21 protein-coding genes are annotated in these 22,933 nt (G+C 56.7%); 13 read left to right on the top strand and 8 right to left on the bottom strand.

Annotation, left to right across the window (positions count from 1 at the left end):
• Positions 1–3 precede the first annotated feature (3 nt).
• The 6 genes from lpoB (at position 4) to OKF39_RS09750 (ending at position 5,342) form a co-directional block, all read left to right on the top strand.
• Positions 4–648, top strand: a complete 645-nt coding sequence (gene lpoB, locus OKF39_RS09725) for a penicillin-binding protein activator LpoB (RefSeq protein WP_088205017.1) — start codon at positions 4–6, stop codon at positions 646–648.
• A complete protein-coding gene (gene thiK / locus OKF39_RS09730; RefSeq protein WP_041910506.1) occupies positions 629–1,453 on the top strand; it encodes a thiamine kinase in 825 nt (274 codons plus the stop codon). Before lpoB ends, thiK begins: the two co-directional genes overlap by 20 nt.
• Before the next feature lie 11 nt (positions 1,454–1,464).
• Positions 1,465–2,490: a beta-N-acetylhexosaminidase gene (gene nagZ / locus OKF39_RS09735; RefSeq protein WP_045630221.1), complete on the top strand. Its 1,026-nt coding sequence runs from the start codon at positions 1,465–1,467 to the stop codon at positions 2,488–2,490.
• A gap of 34 nt (positions 2,491–2,524) precedes the next feature.
• Positions 2,525–3,067, top strand: a complete 543-nt coding sequence (gene ycfP / locus OKF39_RS09740) for an alpha/beta hydrolase YcfP (RefSeq protein ID WP_008500781.1) — start codon at positions 2,525–2,527, stop codon at positions 3,065–3,067.
• 237 nt (positions 3,068–3,304) lie between these two features.
• Positions 3,305–4,609, top strand: a complete 1,305-nt coding sequence (locus OKF39_RS09745; protein WP_028012730.1) for an NAD(P)/FAD-dependent oxidoreductase — start codon at positions 3,305–3,307, stop codon at positions 4,607–4,609.
• Between the two features lie 193 nt (positions 4,610–4,802).
• Positions 4,803–5,342: a glycine zipper 2TM domain-containing protein gene (locus tag OKF39_RS09750; RefSeq protein WP_028012731.1), complete on the top strand. Its 540-nt coding sequence runs from the start codon at positions 4,803–4,805 to the stop codon at positions 5,340–5,342.
• 59 nt (positions 5,343–5,401) lie between these two features.
• Here OKF39_RS09750 and comR read toward each other — a convergent pair whose 3' ends face one another.
• Positions 5,402–6,037: a TetR family copper-responsive transcriptional repressor ComR gene (gene comR, locus OKF39_RS09755; protein ID WP_479983727.1), complete on the bottom strand. Its 636-nt coding sequence runs from the start codon at positions 6,035–6,037 to the stop codon at positions 5,402–5,404.
• Between the two features lie 244 nt (positions 6,038–6,281).
• Here comR and bhsA point away from each other — a divergent pair, with 244 nt between their 5' ends.
• Positions 6,282–6,539 carry a multiple stress resistance protein BhsA gene (bhsA, locus tag OKF39_RS09760; protein WP_023332711.1) on the top strand — a complete coding sequence of 86 codons (258 nt, stop codon included), beginning with the start codon at positions 6,282–6,284 and terminating at the stop codon, positions 6,537–6,539.
• A 73-nt stretch (positions 6,540–6,612) separates the two neighbouring features.
• Here the strand turns inward: bhsA and ldtC are convergent, their stop codons facing one another.
• The 3 genes from ldtC to OKF39_RS09775 all read right to left on the bottom strand — a co-directional run bounded on the left by ldtC (position 6,613) and on the right by OKF39_RS09775 (position 12,399).
• Complete coding sequence (ldtC, locus tag OKF39_RS09765) at positions 6,613–7,578, bottom strand: L,D-transpeptidase LdtC (RefSeq protein ID WP_063153834.1); 966 nt, start codon at positions 7,576–7,578, stop codon at positions 6,613–6,615.
• Positions 7,579–7,729: 151 nt separating this feature from the next.
• Positions 7,730–11,176, bottom strand: a complete 3,447-nt coding sequence (mfd, locus tag OKF39_RS09770; RefSeq protein ID WP_182035536.1) for a transcription-repair coupling factor — start codon at positions 11,174–11,176, stop codon at positions 7,730–7,732.
• A 149-nt stretch (positions 11,177–11,325) separates the two neighbouring features.
• Complete coding sequence (locus tag OKF39_RS09775) at positions 11,326–12,399, bottom strand: acyltransferase family protein (protein WP_063437660.1); 1,074 nt, start codon at positions 12,397–12,399, stop codon at positions 11,326–11,328.
• 256 nt (positions 12,400–12,655) lie between these two features.
• Between OKF39_RS09775 and lolC the strand changes: the two genes are divergently transcribed.
• The 5 genes from lolC to cobB are packed head-to-tail and all read left to right on the top strand — an operon-like array spanning position 12,656 to position 17,595.
• Positions 12,656–13,855 carry a lipoprotein-releasing ABC transporter permease subunit LolC gene (gene lolC, locus OKF39_RS09780; RefSeq protein ID WP_028012739.1) on the top strand — a complete coding sequence of 400 codons (1,200 nt, stop codon included), beginning with the start codon at positions 12,656–12,658 and terminating at the stop codon, positions 13,853–13,855.
• Positions 13,848–14,549: a lipoprotein-releasing ABC transporter ATP-binding protein LolD gene (gene lolD / locus OKF39_RS09785; protein ID WP_192985959.1), complete on the top strand. Its 702-nt coding sequence runs from the start codon at positions 13,848–13,850 to the stop codon at positions 14,547–14,549. The genes lolC and lolD overlap by 8 nt, the downstream gene beginning before the upstream one ends.
• Positions 14,549–15,793, top strand: coding sequence for a lipoprotein-releasing ABC transporter permease subunit LolE (lolE, locus tag OKF39_RS09790; protein ID WP_047368298.1), 1,245 nt, complete (start codon positions 14,549–14,551; stop codon positions 15,791–15,793). Before lolD ends, lolE begins: the two co-directional genes overlap by 1 nt.
• 54 nt (positions 15,794–15,847) lie before the next feature.
• A complete protein-coding gene (nagK, locus tag OKF39_RS09795; protein ID WP_032638600.1) occupies positions 15,848–16,759 on the top strand; it encodes an N-acetylglucosamine kinase in 912 nt (303 codons plus the stop codon).
• A gap of 14 nt (positions 16,760–16,773) precedes the next feature.
• Positions 16,774–17,595: a Sir2 family NAD+-dependent deacetylase gene (gene cobB, locus OKF39_RS09800; RefSeq protein ID WP_041910499.1), complete on the top strand. Its 822-nt coding sequence runs from the start codon at positions 16,774–16,776 to the stop codon at positions 17,593–17,595.
• 39 nt (positions 17,596–17,634) lie between these two features.
• Here cobB and potD read toward each other — a convergent pair whose 3' ends face one another.
• Genes potD through potA form a run of 4 tightly spaced genes read right to left on the bottom strand, consistent with a single transcriptional unit; the run spans position 17,635 to position 21,443 of the window.
• Positions 17,635–18,669 (bottom strand): spermidine/putrescine ABC transporter substrate-binding protein PotD, encoded by a 1,035-nt coding sequence (gene potD, locus OKF39_RS09805; protein WP_479983728.1) that lies wholly within the window; start codon positions 18,667–18,669, stop codon positions 17,635–17,637.
• Positions 18,666–19,457, bottom strand: coding sequence for a spermidine/putrescine ABC transporter permease PotC (gene potC, locus OKF39_RS09810; RefSeq protein ID WP_028012744.1), 792 nt, complete (start codon positions 19,455–19,457; stop codon positions 18,666–18,668). Before potC ends, potD begins: the two co-directional genes overlap by 4 nt.
• Positions 19,454–20,311 (bottom strand): spermidine/putrescine ABC transporter permease PotB, encoded by an 858-nt coding sequence (gene potB, locus OKF39_RS09815; protein ID WP_041910497.1) that lies wholly within the window; start codon positions 20,309–20,311, stop codon positions 19,454–19,456. The genes potC and potB overlap by 4 nt, the downstream gene beginning before the upstream one ends.
• Entirely contained in the window at positions 20,295–21,443 is a 1,149-nt protein-coding gene (gene potA, locus OKF39_RS09820; RefSeq protein ID WP_167401640.1) for a spermidine/putrescine ABC transporter ATP-binding protein PotA, read from the bottom strand. Before potA ends, potB begins: the two co-directional genes overlap by 17 nt.
• Positions 21,444–21,680: 237 nt before the next feature.
• Here potA and pepT point away from each other — a divergent pair, with 237 nt between their 5' ends.
• Positions 21,681–22,904 carry a peptidase T gene (pepT, locus tag OKF39_RS09825; protein WP_032644861.1) on the top strand — a complete coding sequence of 408 codons (1,224 nt, stop codon included), beginning with the start codon at positions 21,681–21,683 and terminating at the stop codon, positions 22,902–22,904.
• Positions 22,905–22,933 lie beyond the last annotated feature (29 nt).

Consider the following 22,933-nt stretch of genomic DNA (forward strand, 5'->3'; position numbering starts at 1 on the left):
TTGATTAAAAATATGAGCCGTTATGCGCTCGTGACCGCATTCGCGCTGTTCCTTGCAGGGTGTGTGACCCGTACAGAACAGCCAGCACCTGTGGAAGAGGCAAAGCCGGGTACCGAGCAGCCGACACCGCCAACGCAGACCCAGCCAACCGTGCCGTCTGTACCGTCTATTCCGTCACAGCCTGGCCCGATTGAACATCAGGACCAGACGTCACAACCTGCGCCGCGCGTGCGCCATTACGACTGGAACGGTGCGATGCAGCCGATGGTCGGTAAAATGCTGCAGGCTCAGGGCGTGACGGCAGGCAGCGTGCTGCTGGTCGATAGCGTGAACAACCGTACCAACGGTTCGCTGAACGCGGGCGAAGCGACAGAAACGCTGCGCAATGCACTGGCAAACAACGGTAAGTTTACGCTGGTCTCTGCTCAACAGCTCGCGTTAGCCAAACAGCAGCTGGGCCTGTCGCCGCAGGATAGCCTCGGCACCCGCAGCAAGGCGATTGGCATTGCCCGCAACGTTGGCGCCCAGTATGTGCTGTACTCTAATGCGACCGGTAACGTGAATACCCCAGCCCTGCAGATGCAGCTGATGCTGGTTCAGACAGGCGAAATTATCTGGTCAGGTAAAGGTGCGGTTACGCAACAATGACACCACGCGTGAAGAGATTCTGACGCGTTATTTTCCACAGTACCGCCTTATCGCGCCGCAGGCCCACTCCGGGCTTAGCGGCGCGAGTTGCATTATAGCGCGGGGCGCGCACCGTCTGGTCTTGCGGCAGAACCACGATCCCTTCGCCCCGGCTTTCCAGTTTCGCCGTCAGTTTCGCGCCCTCAAACGCCTTCCGTCGGATCTCGTGCCTGAACCCCGATTTTTCAGCAAGGGCTGGATGGCCGTCGACTATCTGGAAGGGGAGGTGAAAAGCGCGCTGCCGGACACCCCAGCGCTTGCGGCGATGCTGTATCATCTGCACCAGCAACAGCGTCTGGGGTGGCGAATCGCCTTACTTCCACTGCTGGAAAACTACTGGCAACAAGCCTCTCCAGCAAGACGTACCCCAGTGTGGCTTGCGCATCTCAAACGGCTGCGTAAAGCGGGCGAGCCGCAACCGATTCGGCTCTCGCCGTTACATATGGATGTGCACGCCGGGAACATCGTGCATACGCCACAGGGCGCCAGGCTTATCGACTGGGAATATGCCGGAGACGGCGATGTGGCGCTGGAGCTGGCCGCGGTCTGGACGGAAAGTGAAGCCGCGCGGCAGAAACTCATCAGAGAGTATGCCAGCGTTGCGCACTTTAACGCCGATGCGCTGGCACACCAGGTGAGACGCTGGCGGCCCTGGGTCATCATGCTGATGGCGGGCTGGTTTGAGATGCGTTTGCAGCAGTCCAGAGATAAACAATTTATTGCGCTGGCAGACGATGCCTGGCGCCAGTTACAAACGAAAGGATAAGAGAGGTGAGTGTGGGTCCAGTCATGTTGGATGTAGAAGGGTTTGAGCTGGATGCGGAGGAGCGTGAAATTCTGGCGCATCCGCTGGTGGGCGGCCTGATCCTGTTTACCCGCAACTATCACGATCCGGCGCAACTGCGTGAACTGGTGCGCCAGATCCGCGCCGCGTCGCGCAATCATCTGGTGGTGGCCGTCGATCAGGAAGGCGGCCGCGTGCAGCGTTTTCGCGACGGTTTTACGCGCCTGCCGGCAGCCCAGTCTTTCGCCGCGCTGCTCGGCACGGAAGAGGGTGGGAAACTGGCGCAGGAAGCCGGTTGGCTGATGGCCAGCGAAATGATTGCCATGGATATCGACATCAGCTTTGCCCCGGTGCTGGACGTGGGCCATATCAGCGCCGCGATTGGCGAGCGCTCCTACCATGAAGATCCGCGTATTGCGCTGGAAATGGCGACCCGGTTTATCGACGGGATGCACGATGCGGGAATGAAAACCACCGGGAAACACTTCCCGGGCCACGGGGCGGTGACGGCGGATTCCCACAAAGAGACCCCGCGCGACCCGCGTCCGGAAGCGGAAATTCGCGCCAAAGATATGTCGGTGTTCCGCTCGCTTATCACCGATAACAAGCTGGACGCCATTATGCCTGCGCACGTGATTTACAGCGACGTTGATCCGCGTCCTGCCAGCGGCTCCCCGCACTGGCTGAAAACCGTTCTGCGCCAGGAGCTGGGTTTCAACGGCGTCATTTTCTCCGACGACCTGTCGATGGAAGGGGCGGCAATCATGGGCAGCTATGCTGAGCGCGGTCAGGCCTCGCTGGATGCAGGTTGCGATATGATCCTGGTCTGCAATAATCGTAAAGGTGCCGTTAGCGTGTTGGATAACCTGTCACCGATCAATGCAGAGCGTGTTACGCATTTGTATCATAAAGGTTCATTTAGCCGTCAGGAGCTGATGGATTCGGCGCGCTGGAAGTCGGTCAACGCCCGGCTTGAAGACCTGAATGAGCGCTGGCAGGCACATAAAGCCAGCCTGTAAACCCTCCCGGAAGGCGTAGCGTGGTGAGAAGACAATGATCATCTATTTACACGGTTTTGACTCAAACAGTCCTGGTAATCATGAGAAGGTGCTACAGCTGCAGTTTATCGATCCCGATGTACGGCTGATTAGCTACAGCACGCGCCATCCGAAGCATGATATGCAGCATCTGCTCAAAGAGGTGGACAAGATGCTGCAGCTTAACGTCGACGATCGCCCGTTGATTTGCGGCGTGGGGCTGGGCGGCTATTGGGCGGAGCGGATTGGCTTCCTGTGCGACATCCGCCAGGTGGTCTTCAATCCTAACCTTTTCCCGAATGAGAACATGGAAGGCAAAATTGACCGCCCGGAAGAGTATGTCGATATTGCGACCAAGTGCGTGAGCAACTTCCGTGAGAAAAACCGCGATCGCTGTCTGGTGATCCTCTCGCGTAATGATGAAGCACTGAACAGCCATCGGGCCGCAGAGCTGCTGCATCACTATTACGAGATTGTCTGGGACGAAGAGCAGACCCACAAGTTCAAGAACATCTCCCCGCACCTCCAGCGCATCAAAGCCTTTAAAACGCTGGGCTAAACCACAGCCTGCCACTTCAGAAACCCGGTCGCGAACGCGCACCGGGTTTCTTTTTGTCCAGAATTGTCTACTTTTAAGCCATCAAAACTTGATGCATATCAATTTTGGTATGACCAATGCGCCTGACGTGTTATTCTCAATGCACCTGAATGGTTTCAGTGCTGTAACCTGTTGTTAATTAAGGGTTATTTTCATAACTTTTAATTAACAATTGGTTAATAATTTGAGGGGGTCACGTTGACTACGCCATTGAAAAAGATAGTGATTGTAGGCGGTGGTGCTGGCGGGCTGGAGCTGGCCACACAGTTAGGCAAGAAGCTGGGGCGCGGTAAAAAAGCCAAAATCACGCTGGTGGATCGTAACCATAGCCACCTGTGGAAACCGCTGCTGCACGAAGTGGCGACCGGCTCACTGGATGAGGGCGTGGACGCGCTGAGCTATCTGGCGCACGCGCGCAACCATCATTTCCAGTTCCAGCTGGGCTCGGTGGTTGACATCAACCGTGAGAGCAAAACCATTACCCTGGCCGAGCTGCGTGATGAAAAAGGCGAGCTGCTGGTCCCCGAGCGCAAGCTGGCGTATGACACGCTGGTGATGGCGCTCGGCAGTACCTCCAACGACTTCAACACGCCGGGCGTTAAAGAGCACTGTATCTTCCTCGATAACCCGCACCAGGCGCGTCGTTTCCATCAGGAAATGCTGAACCTGTTCCTGAAGTACACCAGCAATCTGGGTGCGAATGGCAAGGTTAACATTGCCATTGTCGGCGGCGGCGCGACAGGCGTTGAGCTGTCCGCAGAGCTGCACAATGCGGTTAAACAGCTGCACAGCTACGGTTACAAAGGGTTAACTAACGAAGCGCTGAACGTGACGTTGGTTGAAGCGGGTGAGCGTATTCTGCCTGCGCTGCCTCCGCGCATTTCCGGCGCAGCGCACAATGAACTGACGAAACTGGGCGTGCGCGTCCTGACGCAGACCATGGTGACCAGCGCTGACGAAGGTGGACTGCACACCAAAGACGGCGAGTACATCAAAGCGGATCTGATGGTCTGGGCGGCAGGTATCAAAGCGCCTGACTTTATGAAAGATATCGGTGGTCTGGAGACGAACCGCATTAACCAACTGGTCACCGAGCCGACGCTGCAAACCACGCGCGACCCTGAAATCTTCGCTATTGGTGACTGTGCCTCCTGCGCGCGTCCTGAAGGGGGCTTCGTGCCGCCGCGCGCTCAGGCCGCGCACCAGATGGCAAGCCTGGTGCTGCACAACATCCTGGCGCAGTACAAAGGCAAGCCAATGAAGGCGTATGTCTATAAAGACCACGGTTCTCTGGTATCGCTGTCAAACTTCTCTACCGTCGGTAGCCTGATGGGTAACCTGATGCGTGGCTCGATGATGGTGGAAGGGCGCATTGCACGCTTCGTGTATATCTCCCTGTACCGTATGCACCAGATCGCGCTGCACGGCTACTTTAAAACGGGCCTGATGATGCTGGTGGGCAGAATCAACCGCGTCATTCGTCCACGTCTGAAGCTGCACTAATCTTTCACTCCCTCCGGGCCCTCCGGAGGGATTTTTTAGCATATCATGCTGCTCGTCGTGGATTAGGTGCCTAAGAGTTCTCCTAAACGCGATATATCTCTCCCCGATGTCCACTTTTTGATCCTTTGTCTTATTGGCGAAGCCGCGCCTCCATAGCAGAATTGTTACCAATAGCAACAAAGGAGGAAGTCCCGTGAATAAATCAATGTTGGCGGGTATAGGGATCGGCGTCGCAGCTGCGTTAGGTGTGGCTGCTGTTGCCAGTCTCAACGTTTTAGATCGCGGCCCGCAGTATGCGCAGGTGGTTTCTGCAACGCCTATTAAAGAAACCGTAAAAACCCCACGTCAGGAGTGCCGTAACGTCTCCGTAACCCACCGTCGTCCGGTACAGGATGAAAACCGTATTGCCGGCTCTGTTCTGGGTGCGGTAGCGGGTGGGGTGATTGGTCACCAGTTTGGCGGTGGTCGGGGTAAAGATGTCGCGACCGTGGTCGGCGCGCTGGGTGGCGGCTATGCCGGTAACCAGGTGCAGGGCGCAATGCAGGATAACGATACTTACACCACGACCCAGCAGCGCTGTAAAACCGTCTATGACAAGTCGGAAAAAATGCTGGGCTATGACGTGACCTACAAAATTGGCGATCAGCAGGGCAAAATCCGCATGGATAAAGACCCGGGCACCCAAATTCCACTGGATGGAAACGGCCAGCTGGTACTGAATAACAAAGCGTAAAAAAGATGTTCTCTGAACTTAGCTCCTCAAGCGCTCAGGCTGAGGAGCTTTTTTTTGCGTCAGATTTTGAGCAGTTCAGGCCACAGGCGCAGCGTGGTGTCGGAAATGTTCTGCAGTTTTTCCAGCGTCGCCCCTTCACGGGCGCTGATCGACATTCCCTGTAAAATACAACTCAGGTATTGCGCCAGCATCTGAGGCTGGCAGTGCGCGGGAATTTCACCGCGCTGCTGGCGCTGAGCCAGAAATGCGCTGAGCGTCTCCTCCTGCATCGCATGACGCGATTTCACCGTATTGGCGATCTCTTTTGATGCTGCCGCCAGGGTGGCAGAGGTGTTAATCATAAAGCAGCCCGCGGGCGTCTCTTTACTGGTGAAGCAGGTGGCAATGGCGGTGAAGTAATCCCGTAGCGCCTGTTCAACGCTTTTCTCTTCACAAAATAGCTGGGCTTCGTGTTTCGCCGCAAAGCGCGAAATGTACCTGTCCAGCACCGCCCTGAACAGCCCCTCTTTATTGGTAAATTCAGCATACAGCGTCGGCGCTTTAGCTCCGGTGGCTTCTACCAGATCGGAAAGCGAGGTCGCTTCATACCCATGTTGCCAGAAGAGAGTCATGGCCTTATCAAGCGCTGCATCCCTGTCAAACACTTTTGGTCGGCCACGGCTTTTCTTCACACAACTCGTGACGTCGGTTGTCATTTGCCGTTGGTCCTCTGTTGGTTTGTTGAATGACCATTATAAAAATAAACGCAACCCACCACCAGTGCAGAATGCTTAAAAATAAATTAATCATATATGTATGAAAAATAACAATTTTAAAATTTAATTAATGCTCGTTATAAAAATGTGTTGACGCGTGAGCTGGATCACATTTATGATTTACCTATCGATCGTTAACTAAATAGCTAACGACCAAAAAATTCATCTGCCAAAGGTAAACATTATGAAAAACGTAAAAACCCTCATCGCTGCTGCTGTACTGAGTTCACTCTCTTTCGCAAGCTTTGCTGCTGTACAGGTACAATCCACTCCAGCCGATCAGCATAAAGTCGGGACGATCTCTGCATCTGCCGGGACTAACCTGGGCTCTCTGGAAGATCAGCTGGCACAAAAAGCGGAAGCAATGGGTGCAAAATCTTACCGCATCACCTCTGTGACCGGTCCTAACACCCTGCACGGCACCGCTGTCATCTATAAATAAGCCGGGCATAAACCCTCATTTATGCCACTGCAATAAAAAACGCCCTGCTTAGCAGGGCGTTTTACTTTCCGTCTTACATGGACTGCTGGACGACATTGTGATGCCGGGTGACATCGGTCGGCATGCCTGACCGCGCTTCCATCGCGCGCTCCATCACCAGGCTATCGGTATTCGCATTCGTTTTGAAGCTCACCATCGCGGCATTCAGGTTAATGGGTAACGTCTGGGGATCGTCGCCGATATTTTTTGATAGCGGCTGGTGAATCTCAACCAGCCGCACGCCGCCTGGCTCTTCAGAGACCTTAATCGGCGTATTGATAATATTCACCTTCGTTCCCGGCGTAACGACGTTAAACAGCGTTTTGATATCGTCATCGCGCAGACGAATGCAGCCGGAGCTGACGCGCATGCCGATGCCAAAATCCGCGTTTGTACCGTGCAGCAGATAAACGCCGCCGTATGCGGCAAGGCGGATCGCGTGATGACCCATCGGGTTATCCGGGCCTGCCGGAACCACGGCAGGAAGATCGATGCCCTGGGCCTTATAGCGGGCGCGAATGTTGGCCGTCGGCGTCCAGGTTGGGTTGGCGCGTTTATCCGAGACGGTGGTGACCATCGTCGGCGTCAGCGTATCGCCGCCCAGTTGACCAATACCGATAGGGTAGACGGTAACCTCATTTTTACCCGGCGGGTAATAGTACAAACGCAACTCCGCCAGGTTGATCACGATCCCCTCCCGCGGGGCATCCGGCAGGATAGTCTGTAACGGAATCGTCAGTACGCTGCCCGCGCGCGGGACGTACGGATCGACGCCGGGGTTCGCCTGCAGCAGGGCCAGAAAACCGACGTTATATTTTTTGGCTATCGCTTCCAGTGAGCCACCATTGTTTTCAACCACATGAAAACGGTTTTCGCCCACCACCTTGCTGCCGGGCGGGGGAAGGGGCCAGGTGTTTGCCCGAGCAGGAAGCGCAACCGCGACGGTGGCTGCCAGCGCAAACAGGGTTATCCAGCGGGTAAAACGCGAAGAGGTCATCATCACCATAATCCATATAAATGATAAGGTTATTGTTTTATAAGGGGTTAAAGATAATTATGGCGAATGGGTGTGTCGGGAAGATCGGGTGAAGTGCAAAGAGTTTGTAAATTGTCCCCCCGCCAGCACTGCGCTAACGGGGGGGAAGGGCGAGTTACGCGACAGCGTTCTCTTCCAGCTGACGCATAAAGTTACGCACCCAGTCCATGCGCGTTTTGCGCTCCGTCAGCTCCTGGGTAAATTTCAGTCGCGTCGGGCCATCAAGACGGAAGTGCTGCGGCTGTTTTTGCAGCAGGCCGATCAGCCACATCGGGTTGACGTGGTTCTTCTCGGCAAATTCAATGACGCCGCCTTTTTCGTTGCCCTCAAGCTTGCGAATGCCCAGCTTCTGCGCCTGCTGGCGCAGGCGCGCGATATCCAGCAGGTTACGCGCAGCATCTGGCAGCAGGCCGAAGCGGTCGATCAGCTCAACCTTAATTTCTTCCAGCTCGTTTTCCGTCTTCGCGCTGGCGATGCGCTTGTAGAACGACAGTCGGGTATTCACGTCCGGAATGAAATCATCCGGCAGCAGGGAAGGCATTCGCAGCTCGACCTCGGTCTGCTGGCTGGTCAAATCTTCCAGAGACGGCTCGCGCCCGGCCTTCAGGGCATCAACCGCGTTTTCCAGCAGCTCCATATAGAGCGAGAAGCCGATGGTCTCCATGGAGCCGCTCTGGTCCTCACCCAGTAGTTCACCCGCGCCTCGGATCTCCAGGTCGTGCGTGGCCAGAGCGAAGCCTGCGCCGAGGTCTTCCAGCGAGGCGATGGCTTCCAGGCGCTTTTGCGCGTCGGTGGTCATCGCTTTCGGATGCGGCGTCAGTAGCCAGGCGTAGGCCTGATGGTGCGAACGCCCGACGCGGCCGCGCAGTTGGTGAAGCTGGGCCAGGCCGAAGTGATCCGCACGTTCAATGATGATGGTGTTCGCCGTCGGAATGTCGATCCCGGTTTCGATGATGGTGGTACACACCAGCACGTTAAAGCGCTGGTGGTGGAAGTCGTTCATCACCCGCTCCAGCTCGCGTTCGCGCATCTGTCCGTGACCGATGGCAACACGCGCTTCCGGTACCAGTTCCGCCAGCCTGTCGGCGGCTTTCTGGATATTTTCGACATCGTTATACAGGTAATAGACCTGACCCCCGCGCAGCACTTCACGCAGAATGGCCTCACGCACCACCAGATTGTCGTACTCGCGGACAAAGGTTTTTACCGCCAGACGACGCGCCGGCGGCGTGGCGATAATCGACAGATCGCGCATGCCGCTCATCGCCATGTTCAGCGTGCGCGGGATCGGCGTCGCGGTCAGGGTCAGGATATCGACGTCGGCGCGCATCGCTTTGATACGCTCTTTATGGCGAACCCCGAAGCGGTGCTCTTCGTCGACGATCAGCAGCCCCAAATCTTTCCACTTCACGTCGCTTTGCAGCAGCTTATGGGTGCCGATCAGAATATCGATCTTGCCTTCGCTTGCCTGCTCCAGGATCTGCGTCTGCTCTTTGGTGCTGCGAAAACGCGACAGCATTTCGATGCGTACCGGCCAGTTGGCGAAACGGTCGCGGAAGTTGTCGAAGTGCTGCTGAGCGAGCAGGGTGGTCGGCACCAGCACCGCCACCTGCTTGTTGTTTTCAACCGCAAGGAAGGCGGCGCGCATCGCCACTTCGGTTTTGCCGAAGCCGACGTCGCCGCAGACTAAGCGGTCCATTGCCAGCGGCTGGCACATGTCGCTCAGCACGGCATTGATCGCCTGGGCCTGATCCGGCGTGGTTTCAAACGGGAAGCTGTCGCAGAACAGCTGGTACTGTTCTTTGTCGTGCTTAAAGGCGAAGCCCTCTTTGGCCGCGCGCTGGGCGTAGATATCCAGCAGTTCGGCCGCCACGTCGCGCACTTTTTCCGCCGCTTTCTGGCGTGCACGCGCCCAGGCGTCGCCGCCCAGCTTGTGCAGCGGCGCATTTTCCTCCGCGCCGCCCGCATAGCGGCTGATCAGGTGCAGCGACGAGACCGGTACATAGAGTTTGGCGTCGTTGGCGTAGGTCAGCATCAGGTACTCACCTTTGATACCGCCCGCTTCCAGCGTGGTCATCCCCTGATAGCGGCCAACGCCGTGCTCCAGGTGAACAATCGGCTGGCCTGGATGCAGCTCGGCCAGGTTGCGGATCAGCGTGTCCGGGTTGATGGTCCGACGGCTGTCCTGACGGCGGCGCGCGACGCGCTCGCCCAGCAGGTCGCTTTCGCAAATCAGCGCCAGGTTGTTGAGCGTGTCGATGAACCCGTGCTCGGCGGCGCCGATCATCAGATAACGACCGTTTCCGGTCGCTTCGCTCAGACGCAGGATGCGCTTCGGCGCCACCTTAATGCGTCCCAGCAGCTCACCCAAAGCTTCGCGGCGGCCTTCACTCTCAACGGAGAACACCACCGGGCCAGTAAAGGACTCCAGGAACTTGCGCAGATTATCCAGCGGGGATTTCTGCTGCGCCTGAACGGCCAGCTCCGGCAGCGTGCGGAAGGCGAGGTTGGTGTTGGCGGCCTTATCGGCAAGCGAATCGGTTTTCAGCTGCATGCGCGGCCAGCGCTTCAGCTCGGCGTTGAGTTCGTCGGTGCGCAGCCACAGCGCTTCCGGCGGCAGGAGCGGACGCATCGGGTCAACGCCCCGGTTTTCGAAGCGTGCGCGGGTTTCGCTTTCAAAGCGGCTGGCGCTGGCGTCGATATCGCCGGTGTTCACAATCAGCGTATTCGCCGGGAAGTAGCTGAACAGGGCGGGCAGCGGCTCGCTGAAGAACAGCGGCTGCCAGTATTCGATTCCGGCCGGGAGCGTACCTTTGCTGACCTGCTGATAGATATGTTCTGCATCACGCTTTACGTCGAACCTGTCGCGCCACTGGCTGCGGAACAGCTCGATGGCGGTTTTGTCCGTCGGGAACTCGTGGGCAGGCAGTAAATTGATGGATTCCACCTCTTCCAGCGTGCGCTGGGTGTCGGCATCGAACACGCGCAGGCTGTCGATTTCATCATCAAAGAAATCCAGACGATACGGCTGGTCGCTGCCCATCGGGTAAAGGTCGAGCAGCGCGCCGCGGGTGGCATATTCCCCGTGCTCCATGACCTGATCGACATGGCGATATCCGGCACCGTCAAGCTGGTCTCGCAGGGTGTCGCGAGACAGGCGCTGGCCTTTTTTCATCACCAGCGCGTGGCCGTGCAGATAGCTGTGCGGGCAGACGCGCTGCATCAGGGTATTCACCGGCACAATCAGCACGCCGCGCTGCATGGTCGGGAGTTGATATAGTGTCGACAGGCGCGAGGAGATGATCTCCTGATGCGGGGAGAAACTGTCATACGGCAGCGTTTCCCAGTCGGCCAGGCTGAACACCAGGCTATCGGTGAACTGGCGGATTTCATCGTGCAGGCGCAGGGCGTTTTGCATATCCGGGGCAACCAGCACCACCGGGCCAGGGTGCCGCTCAGCGATTTCTGCCACCAGCGTGGCGCACGCCGCGCCCGTGAGTTCACCCAGCTGGCGCTGGTCGCCCGCTTTGACGGGCAAGGAATAACGATAGTGTTCAGGCATGGCTATGTCAGAGTCTCTTATGGATATACCAACAGTATTGGGGCATATCACTGATACGCAATGTCTTTATTATCCTCGATCGTTTTACATAAGCAAATTGTAACCGCACGGCAGGGCTAAACGCCCCCAAAACGGGGGCGGAGAGGGCATTAACGGGTGGCAGGTGACAGGCTCCGCGTAGACGGAGGAGAGAAGAAAAGGTCCCCGAACAGCGCGGTGGAAATTTTACGCACCCCGAGCCCGGCAAGGGTACAGATCAGCAGGCTGGCAATCGGGTAGACCAGTATTAAGCACAGTTCTGCCCAGACCGGCCACAGGGCGGCATTCATCTCGCCAATCAGGATCAGGCTGAAGGCCTCAATTAAGATGCGGTGGGTGGTATAGATCGCAATGGTGTTTGAGCCAATCACGTTCAGCAGGTTGTTGGGATGTACGGCATAACGCTGCTCAAGGCTGTAGAACAGCTTCATGATCAACACGATCGACAGCAGAGAAAGCAGGAGAGGAACGTTAGCAAACCACAGCACCACGGAGACGGCCGCGAAAGCGCCAGTAGCCAGCCAGGTGCGGCGCAGGTTGAAACTTTTCATCCACGCCATCAGCTCGGCGCCATACCACGCCCCCAGGCTGTAGTAGATCATGTTGCGTACCACGCTGTTCATTCCCCACCACGGCAGCGGCAGGAAGTTGATCGCGATGCTCGCCAGCGCAAGAAGTCCGAGTACCGGCAGCTTCCAGCGGCTCAGCAGTTTACACAGCGTGAAGTAGACCACCAGAGCATACAGATACCACAGGCTGGTGCTGGCGGTGAGCATGCCCCGCACAAATCCTGCCAGGGAATCGGCGTAGGCCGCGTTCGACGAGGTGGCAAGCTCGCGATCGGGCGCCAGCCAGGCGTTCAGGTGGGTCAGCGCCTGCCATTGCAGGATCCCCCACAGCGCCAGAACCCAGACAATGCTCCAGATCCGCTTGTCGAGGCTGGTGCGCCAGTCTACCTCATCAATATAACGACGGATCAGATAGCCGGAGATAAAGAAGAAAACCGGCATCCGGAACGGGGCGAGATAGAGGTTAAAATAGACCCAGCATTTGGCGAGGAGACCGGAGAGCGGATGCTGTAGCCCGCTGAGATGAGGATAAAAGGTGATGACCGAGTGGTAAATCACCACCAGACAGATGCACAGCCCTTTTATCTGGTTTATCCATAATGCTTTTTGCTTCATTGTTCGCAACTACCTTATTGCCATAGACGAACGAGCAATTGTTGTTAAACGAAACCGTGATGTAATGGGTAACAGTCTGTATCAGGAGGTTTTTCGGAAAAGGTGGAGGTTGCGAGGCGCGGTTTCAGACATTAGTACCCTGATTTATCTGAATTTTTCGGAAAAATGATTACCAAAGCTTACGGTTTCAGTCATTTACCCTTAACGGATTCGCTTATATACTCGTGGGTCTGCTATCAGCAAACAGACGGACTTCATGTATCAACCTGTCGCACTCTTCATAGGCTTACGTTACATGCGTGGGCGCGCCGCGGACCGCTTCGGTCGCTTTGTCTCCTGGCTTTCGACTATTGGCATTACGCTCGGCGTGATGGCACTGGTGACGGTGCTTTCCGTCATGAATGGCTTCGAGCGCGAGCTGCAAAACAACATCCTGGGGCTGATGCCGCAGGCCGTTCTCTCATCGAATAACGGTTCCGTTAACCCGCAACAGCTGCCGGAAAGCGCGGCGAAGTTACAGGGCGTCACGCGCGTTGCGCCCTTAACCACTGGCGATGTGGTGCTGCAAAGCGCCCGCAGCGTGGCGGTCGGCGTGATGCTGGGGATTGACCCGGCGCAAAAAGACCCGCTGACGCCGTTCCTGGTTAACGTGAAGCAAACCGATCTGGAAGCCGGAAAATACAACGTGATTCTGGGTGAGCAGCTTGCCGGGCAGCTTGGCGTCAACCGCGGCGATCAGCTGCGCGTGATGGTGCCGTCCGCCAGCCAGTTTACGCCAATGGGGCGCCTGCCGAGCCAGCGCCTGTTTAACGTGATTGGTACTTTTGCCGCCAACAGCGAAGTTGACGGCTATCAGATGCTGGTGAACATTCAGGACGCTTCACGCCTGATGCGCTACCCGGCGGGAAATATCACCGGCTGGCGCCTGTGGCTCGATCAGCCGCTGAAGGTCGATACCCTCAGCCAGCAAAAACTGCCGGACGGCACCAAATGGCAGGACTGGCGCGAGCGTAAAGGCGAGCTGTTCCAGGCCGTGCGTATGGAAAAAAACATGATGGGGCTGCTGCTGAGCCTGATCGTCGCCGTGGCTGCATTTAACATCATCACCTCGCTGGGCCTGATGGTGATGGAGAAGCAGGGCGAAGTCGCCATCCTGCAAACCCAGGGTCTGACGCCGCGCCAGATCATGGCGGTCTTTATGGTGCAGGGGGCCAGTGCAGGCATTATCGGCGCGCTGTTGGGCGCCGTGCTCGGCGCACTGCTTGCCAGCCAGCTTAATAACTTAATGCCGATCATCGGCGCGCTCCTTGACGGCGCGGCGCTGCCGGTGGCTATCGAGCCGCTGCAGGTGGTCGGAATTGCGCTGGCCGCGATGGCCATTGCGCTGCTTTCTACGCTTTATCCTTCCTGGCGCGCCGCCGCCACTCAACCCGCTGAGGCTTTACGTTATGAATAAGATCCTGTTGCAATGCGACAACCTGTCCAAACGCTATCAGGAAGGCACTGTGCAGACCGACGTGCTGCACAATGTGAGCTTCAGCGTGGGCGAGGGCGAGATGATGGCGATTGTCGGCAGCTCCGGCTCGGGCAAAAGTACGCTGCTGCACCTGCTGGGCGGGCTGGACACGCCAACCAACGGCGACGTGATCTTCTCCGGTCAGCCGATGAGCAAAATGTCCTCTGCGGCGAAGGCCGAGCTGCGTAACCGCGAGCTGGGCTTTATCTACCAGTTCCACCACCTGCTGCCGGACTTCACGGCGCTGGAAAACGTGGCGATGCCGCTGCTGATTGGCAAAAAGAAACCGGCAGAAATCAACGCCCGCGCCAGCGATATACTGAAAGCGGTAGGGCTGGGCCACCGGGGAAATCACCGCCCGTCGGAACTGTCCGGCGGCGAGCGCCAGCGCGTGGCAATTGCCCGTGCGCTGGTCAACAACCCGCGTCTGGTGCTGGCGGATGAACCGACCGGTAACCTCGACGCGCGCAACGCGGACAGTATCTTCCAGCTTCTCGGCGAGCTGAACGCCTCGCAGGGAACCGCGTTTCTGGTGGTGACTCACGATCTGCAGCTGGCAAAACGCATGGGTCGCCAGCTTGAGATGCGCGACGGCCATCTGAATGCGGAACTGACCCTGATGGGGGCAGAGTAATGGCGTCACCGTTATCGTTACTCATTGGTTTACGTTTTAGCCGCGGTCGCCGTCGCGGCGGTATGGTGTCGCTGATCTCTGTGATCTCCACCATCGGTATTGCGCTGGGCGTGGCGGTCCTGATTGTCGGCTTAAGCGCCATGAACGGCTTTGAGCGCGAGCTGAATAACCGCATTCTGGCGGTGGTGCCGCACGGGGAGATCGAGCCGGTTAACCAGCCGTGGGCCAACTGGAGCGATGCGCTCGCCAAAGTGGAAAAAGTGCCGGGCATTGCCGCGGCCGCGCCATACATTAACTTTACCGGGCTGGTGGAGAGCGGGGTAAACCTGCGCGCCATCCAGGTTAAAGGGGTCAACCCGGCCCAGGAGGAGCGGCTCAGCGCGCTGCCGAAATATGTTCAGAACGGCGCGTGGGCGAACTTTAAGGCCGGCGAGCAGCAGATCATTATGGGTAAAGGCGTTGCCGATGCCCTGAAGGTGAAGCAGGGCGACTGGGTGTCAATCATGATCCCGAATGCCAGCGCCGATCACAAACTGCAGCAGCCAAAACGCGTGCGCCTGCACGTCACCGGTATTCTTCAGCTGAGCGGCCAGCTTGACCATAGCTTTGCGATGGTTCCGCTGGAAGATGCGCGCCAGTATCTCGACATGGGCGACAGCGTGACGGGCATTGCCATTAAGGTGAACGACGTCTTTAACGCCAACAAACTGGTGCGTGATGCCGGCAGCGTCACCAATAACTATGTTTACATCAAAAGCTGGATCGGCACTTACGGCTATATGTACCGTGATATCCAGATGATCCGTGCGATCATGTATCTGGCGATGGTGCTGGTGATTGGCGTGGCGTGCTTTAATATCGTCTCGACGCTGGTAATGGCGGTTAAGGACAAGAGCGGCGACATCGCCGTGTTGCGTACCCTCGGGGCAAAAGACGGTCTTATTCGCGCCATCTTCGTCTGGTACGGTTTGCTGGCAGGGCTGTTCGGCAGCCTTTGCGGCGTGGTGATTGGCGTGGTGGTTTCTCTGCAGCTGACGCCGATTATCAACGGGATTGAAAAGCTTATTGGTCACCAGTTCCTGTCCGGTGACATCTATTTTATTGACTTCCTGCCGTCTGAACTGCACTGGCTGGACGTTTTTTATGTGCTGGTTACAGCACTTTTACTGAGTCTGCTGGCAAGCTGGTATCCGGCGCGTCGCGCAAGCCGAATTGATCCGGCGAGGGTATTAAGTGGCCAGTAATTACGTCATGGTGTAGCGGTCCTGAGGCCGCTATGTCAGAAAGAGGAATGCGTTATGTATTATGGATTTGATATTGGCGGCACCAAGATTGCGCTCGGCGTGTTTGATAAAGACCTCAAACTCCAGTGGGAAACCCGCGTTCCCACGCCGCGCGAAAGCTACGATGAATTTTTAACCGCCATTGCCGCGCTGGTAGCGCAGGCGGATGAACGATTTGGCGTGAAAGGCAGCGTCGGCATCGGTATTCCGGGGATGCCGGAAACCGATGATGGCACGCTGTATGCCGCCAACGTGCCTGCCGCCAGCGGTAAACCGCTCCGCGCCGACCTCTCGGCCCTCCTAGAACGCGACGTGCGTTTAGATAACGATGCCAACTGCTTTGCCCTCTCTGAAGCCTGGGACGATGAATTCCGCCGCTATCCGCTGGTGATGGGGCTGATCCTCGGTACCGGCGTAGGCGGGGGGATTGTCATCAACGGCAAGCCGATTACCGGGCGCAGCTACATCACCGGCGAGTTTGGTCATATCCGTCTCCCGGTGGATGCGCTGGAGGTGGTGGGGCGTGATTTCCCGCTGACCCGCTGCGGCTGCGGCCAGCACGGCTGTATCGAGAATTATCTCTCAGGACGCGGGTTTGCATGGCTTTACGAACACTTCTATCATCAGAAACTTGAGGCCCCTCAAATCATTACCCTGTGGGAGCAGGGGGATGCGCAGGCGCGTGAGCACGTCGAGCGCTATCTGGATCTGCTGGCGGTGTGTCTGGGAAATATTCTCACCATCGTCGACCCGGATCTGCTGGTGATCGGGGGAGGGCTTTCAAACTTTACTGCGATTACGGAACGGTTGTCCGGGCGTCTGCCCCGACATTTATTGCCGGTCGCCCGCGTGCCGCGCATTGAACGCGCGCGACACGGGGACGCGGGAGGCATGCGCGGAGCCGCATTCCTTCATCTCACCGATTAGTTTACGAGGTCTTTATGCTGTCGCGTCGCCAGGGTCGACTCAGCCGTTTTCGCAAAAACAAACGCCGCTTACGAGAGCGCTTGCGCCAGCGGATCTTTTTCAGAGACAGAATCATGCCTGAAGCGATGGATAAACCCAGAGTGGTGGTACTGACCGGAGCGGGGATCTCCGCCGAGTCAGGAATTCAAACCTTCCGTGCGGCAGACGGGCTGTGGGAAGAGCACCGCGTCGAGGACGTGGCGACGCCGGAAGGCTTTGCCCGCGATCCGGATCTCGTGCAGGCGTTTTACAACGCTCGCCGTCGGCAGCTTCAGCAGCCTGAGATTGCGCCAAACGCGGCGCATCTGGCGCTGGCGAAGCTGGAAGAGGCGCTCGGGGATCGTTTTCTGCTGGTGACGCAGAATATCGACAATCTGCACGAGCGGGCCGGTAACAAGAACATCATCCACATGCATGGCGAGCTGCTTAAAGTTCGCTGCGCCTGGAGCGGCCAGGTGCTGGACTGGAAAGAGGACGTGCTGCCAGAGGACAAGTGCCACTGCTGCCAGTTCCCGTCGCGCCTGCGTCCGCACGTGGTCTGGTTTGGCGAAATGCCGCTGGGGATGGATGAGATCTACAGCGCGCTGGCGATGGCGGACGTGTTTATCGCTATTGGCACATCAGGGCACGTTTACCCGGCGGCGGGGTTTGTTCACGAAGCGCGACTGCACGGGGCGCATACGGTGGAGCTCAATCTGGAGCCGAGCCAGGTGGGCAGCGAGTTTGAAGAGAAGCAATATGGCCTGGCGAGCGAGGTGGTGCCAGCGTTTGTAGATAAGCTTCTGAAGGGGCTGTAAGAGTAACGGGCGACGTTGCGTCGCCCGTTATGTATTGCATTAACGACCTGCTTTTAACTTCTGATAATACTCTTCGTAAAGGCGGCTCGCGTCGCCTACATCGTTCTGCCATTCTCCTTTGCTGATGGTTTCGGCATCCGGATAGAGTGACTTATCGTTAGCCACGTCAGGCTTCAGCAGCTTGCGGGCGGCCAGGTTTGGCGTCGGGTAGCCAATCGTCTCGGCTACCTGTTTCGCCACGTCCGGACGCAGCAGGAAATTAATCAGCTTCAGCGCACCGTTCACGTTCTTCGCGTTGGCCGGGATCGCGAGGCTATCCATCCAGAAGATCCCGCCTTCCTTCGGCCAGACCACCTCCAGCGGCGTCCCGGCCTGACGGGCAACATACGCAGAGCCGTTCCACACCATCCCCAGGTTTACTTCGCCTTCCATATACGGGTTTGCCGGGTTATCAGAGTTGAATGCCGCCACGTTAGGCATCAGCTTTTTCAGCTCGTTGTAAGCCGCGTCGATCTCTTTCGGATCGGTGGTGTTACCGGAATAGCCAAGCTTACGCAGCGCGATTTGGAACACTTCACGCGCATCGTCGGTTAACAGCAGGCTGCCTTTGTATTCCGGTTTCCACAGATCCGCCCAGCCGGTGACCGTTTTCGGATCGATGGCCTCGCTGTTCACGCCAATCGCCGTCGCCCCCCAGATATACGGAATGGAGTAGTCGTTATTCGGGTCGAAAGGCTTGTTGAGCATCTCAGGATCGAGGTTTGAAAAATTAGTTAGCTTCGTTTTGTCGATCTTCTGGATCATGCCCTCTTTGCGCATTTTGTCGACAAAGTAGGTGGAAGGAACCACCAGATCGTAGGCGCCGTCCTTGTAGGTTTTGAGCTTGGCGTACATGGTTTCATTCGACTCGTAGGTCGAGTAGATCACCTTGATGCCCGTCTCCTTTGTGAACTGTTCCAGCAGGCCCGGCGGCACGTATTCCGTCCAGTTGTAGAAGTAGAGCGTTTTGCTGTCATCAGCGTGCGCGACACCCATGCCAAGCACCAGCGCCGCAGCGGCGAGCATTTTTTTCATTTCATTGTCCCCTGAGATTTTGTTTTATCACGAGCAAGAACCTGGCTGGCGATTACCAGAACCAGCGAAAACAGCAGCAGTATGGTCGCCAGCGCGTTCACCTCCGGTGAGACGCCAACTTTTACCATCGAATAGATCTTCAACGGCAGAATTTCGTAGCTCGGCCCGGTCACGAAGGAGGAAACCACGACGTCATCCATCGACAGGGTAAAGCTGAGCAGCCATCCGGCGGCGACGGCAGGCATCGCCAGCGGCAGGATGATTTTGCGCAGGATGATCGTCTCGCTGGCACCCAGATCTTTCGCCGCTTCCAGCATGCGCACGTCGAACCCTTTCAGACGCGCGTAGACGGTGACCACCACAAACGGCAGGCAGAAGGTGATATGGGAAAACAGCAGCGACCAGAAGCCAAGCTGTACGCCCAGCAGCATAAACAGCACCAGCAGCGAAATCGCCATCACGATGTCCGGCGACATCATCACTACAAACAGCATGCCGCTGACGAACGGCTTGCCGCGAAAACGGTAGCGATACAGCGCCACGGCGGTCAGCGAGCCAATCAGCGTGGCGAAGGTGGCGGAAACGATCGCCATCGTCAGCGAGTGCTGTGCGGCCTGCAGCAGGCTGTCATTGTTCATCAGCAGGCTGTACCAGTTGGTGGTAAACCCCTGCCAGTTGATCCCGAACCGCGAGCTGTTAAACGAGTTCACGATCAAAATGATAATCGGGATATAAAGGTAAGCGTAAATGGCGGTCATAAAACCGCCGCGAAGCAGTCGACCGATCATTCGAGTTCCACCTTCTTGTTGAGCAGGCGAGAAGCGCGCCAGTAGACCAGCAGCATCAGCCCCATCACCACCGTGAGCGTAATGCTGGTCGCGGAGCCGAACGGCCAGTCGCGAATGTTCAGGAACTGGCTCTTAATCACGTTGCCGATAAGCAGGTTTTTCGCCCCGCCCATCAGGTCAGACACGTAGAACAGGCCCATCGCCGGGAGCATGACCAGCAGACAGCCCGCAATAATACCGGGCATGGTCAGCGGAATGATAATGCGGATAAAGGTCTGCAGCTTGCTGGCCCCCAGATCTTTTGCCGCTTCCAGCAGCGGTTTATCGAGCTTCTCAATGCTGGAGTAGAGCGGCATCACCATAAACGGCAGCAGGATATAGACCAGGCCAATGATTACCGCACCTGGGGTAAACATGATGCGCACTGGCGTATCAATCACGCCCAGCCACAGCAGAAACGCGTTGAGGTAGCCTTTGGTGCTGAGGAAGATTTTCAGCCCGTAGATGCGAATCAGCGAGTTGGTCCAGAACGGCACAATCAGCAGAAACAGCAGCAGCGGGCGCACCTTTTGCGGCAGTCCCGCCAGGAACCATGCGAAAGGGTACCCCAGCAGCAGGCAGGCCACGGTGGCAATCAGCGCCATATTGAGCGAGTGCAACAGCACGTCGAAATAGAGCGGATCGAGCAGGCGCGCGTAGTTGTCCAGCGTAAAGACCAGCGAAACGAAGTTTGCATCGTCGCGGGTCAGGAAGCTGGTGGCGATGATCATCAGGTTGGGTAAAAAGACAAATAACACAAGCCAACCGACGATAGTGGCAATGACCACCTTCTGGAACTTACTTGTGTTCTTCATCAGCCAGCACAACCTCCCAGCTTTCTACCCAGTTGATAACCATTTTCTGGTCAAGAGAGTGGTCAAAGTCAGGATCGTCCTCGTTAAAGAATTCGCTGACCATCACCATTTTGCCGTTCTCCAGTTCCACAACGGACTCGAGGGTCATCCCTTTATAGTTACGTTCGCGAACGTAACCGATCAGACCTTCGACGTCGGCCGTGTCGTGGATCTCATCAACGCGGAGATCTTCCGGGCGCAGCAGGACGTTGAGTTTTTGTCCTTTCTCGACGGCAAAGTTCACGGTGATAATGCAGTCGCGTCCCTCGACGTTCGCGCGAACGCGCTGTGCATCCAGACGCTCAAGCACGGTGGCGTTGAAGATATTGATCTCGCCAATAAAGCTGGCGACAAACAGGTTTTTCGGCTCTTCGTAAATTTCACGCGGCGTACCGTCCTGTTCAATCTTACCGTCACGCATTACCACGATACGGTCTGACATGGTCAGCGCCTCTTCCTGATCGTGGGTGACGAAGACAAAGGTGATGCCGAGCTTGCGCTGTAGCGCTTTCAGCTCGTTCTGCATCTGCTTGCGCAGCTTGTAATCCAGCGCAGAGAGGGATTCATCCAGCAGAAGCAGGCGCGGTTTATTGACGACCGCGCGGGCAATGGCCACGCGCTGCTGCTGACCGCCGGAGAGCTGGTGGGGCTTTCGCTGGGCAAACGTCTCCAGTTGAACCATGCGCAGGGCTTCGGTGACGCGCGGTTCGATCTCATTAGCCGGGGTTTTTTGCATCCGCAGGCCAAACGCCACGTTCTCAAACACGGTCATGTGCGGGAACAGGGCGTAGCTCTGAAAAACGGTATTGACGTGGCGATCTTCGGCAGGAACCTGGGTTATGTCCTGGTTCTCAAGATGGATGCGGCCATTATCAACGCTTTCCAGCCCGGCGATAAGGCGCAGTACGGTAGTTTTGCCGCAGCCGGAAGGGCCAAGCAGCGTAAGAAACTCACCATCATTGATGGTCAGGTTGAGGTCGGAAATGACGTCTTTGCCATCAAAGCTTTTACGAATTCGTTCCAGTTGCACCAGCGGTGAACGAGAACGGGATTGTGTATTCAATTTTTGCGCTGTCCCATATAGACGCCTCAGGCAGCAGACTGAAGCGGGGTTTGTGTGTAACCACCTTGGTGACTCGTAATGAGGGCGGACATTCTACGGCAATCCCCCGTAATCGCCAATCCTTGTCACTGATTCATAAGCTACATTTATTAACGCATAAAGATATAAACGTAAAAAGTTCTCGTTTGCGGGATAAAAGTGACCTGACGCAATATTTGCGTTTTGATGCTTACTGATAATGTTGTCACAAAAAGTGAGGGTGACTGCATGGATAAATTACTTGAGCGTTTTTTACAGTATGTTTCGCTGGATACCCAATCTAAGCCGGGTGTCCGCCAGGTGCCAAGCACCGAAGGCCAGTGGAAGTTGTTAAACCTGCTTAAAGAGCAGCTTGAGGCCATGGGGCTGGTCAACGTCACGTTAAGCGAAAAAGGCACTGTGATGGGAACGCTGCCGGCGAATGTGCCGGGTGATATTCCGGCGATTGGCTTTATTTCTCATGTCGATACCTCACCTGATTTTAGCGGCAAACACGTGAACCCGCAGATCGTGGAAAACTACCGCGGCGGTGATATCGCGCTGGGGATTGGCGACGAAGTGCTGTCTCCGGTGATGTTCCCGGTGCTGCACCAGTTGCTCGGCCAGACGCTGATCACCACCGACGGCAAAACGCTGCTGGGGGCGGATGACAAGGCGGGCATCGCGGAAATCATGACGGCGCTGGCGGTGCTGAAAGGTAAAAACATCCCGCACGGGGACATCCGCGTTGCTTTTACCCCAGATGAAGAGGTAGGTAAGGGCGCGAAGCACTTCGACGTGGACGCTTTTAACGCGCAGTGGGCGTATACCGTCGACGGCGGTGGCGTGGGCGAGTTGGAGTACGAAAACTTCAACGCGGCGTCGGTGACCATAAAAATTGTCGGAAACAACGTTCACCCAGGGTCTGCCAAAGGGGTGATGGTGAACGCGCTGTCGCTGGCGTCGCGTATTCATGCGGAAGTCCCGGCGGAAGAGAGCCCTGAACAGACAGAGGGGTACGAGGGCTTTTATCACCTCACCAGCATCAAAGGCACCGTGGACAGCGCGCAGATGCACTACATCATCCGCGATTTCGATCGTAAAGCCTTTGAGGCGCGCAAGCGCAAAATGATGGAGATCGCCAAGAAGGTTGGGAAGGGATTGCATCCTGACTGCTATATTGAGCTGATTATTGAAGACAGCTATTACAATATGCGCGACAAGGTGATGGCCCATCCGCACATTCTGGATATCGCCCAGCAGGCGATGCGAGACTGCGATATTGAACCGGTCTTAAAACCGATTCGCGGCGGAACTGACGGCTCGCAGCTATCGTTTATGGGGCTACCGTGCCCGAACCTGTTTACCGGGGGCTATAACTACCACGGCAAGCATGAGTTTGTGACGCTGGAAGGGATGGAAAAGGCGGTGAAGGTGATTGTGCGCATAGCCGAGTTAACCGCTAAACGCTAAAAAAATGCCCGGTGGCGCAGCGCCACCGG

The organism is Enterobacter cloacae complex sp. HYC042_NIDB (genome assembly GCF_056673315.1).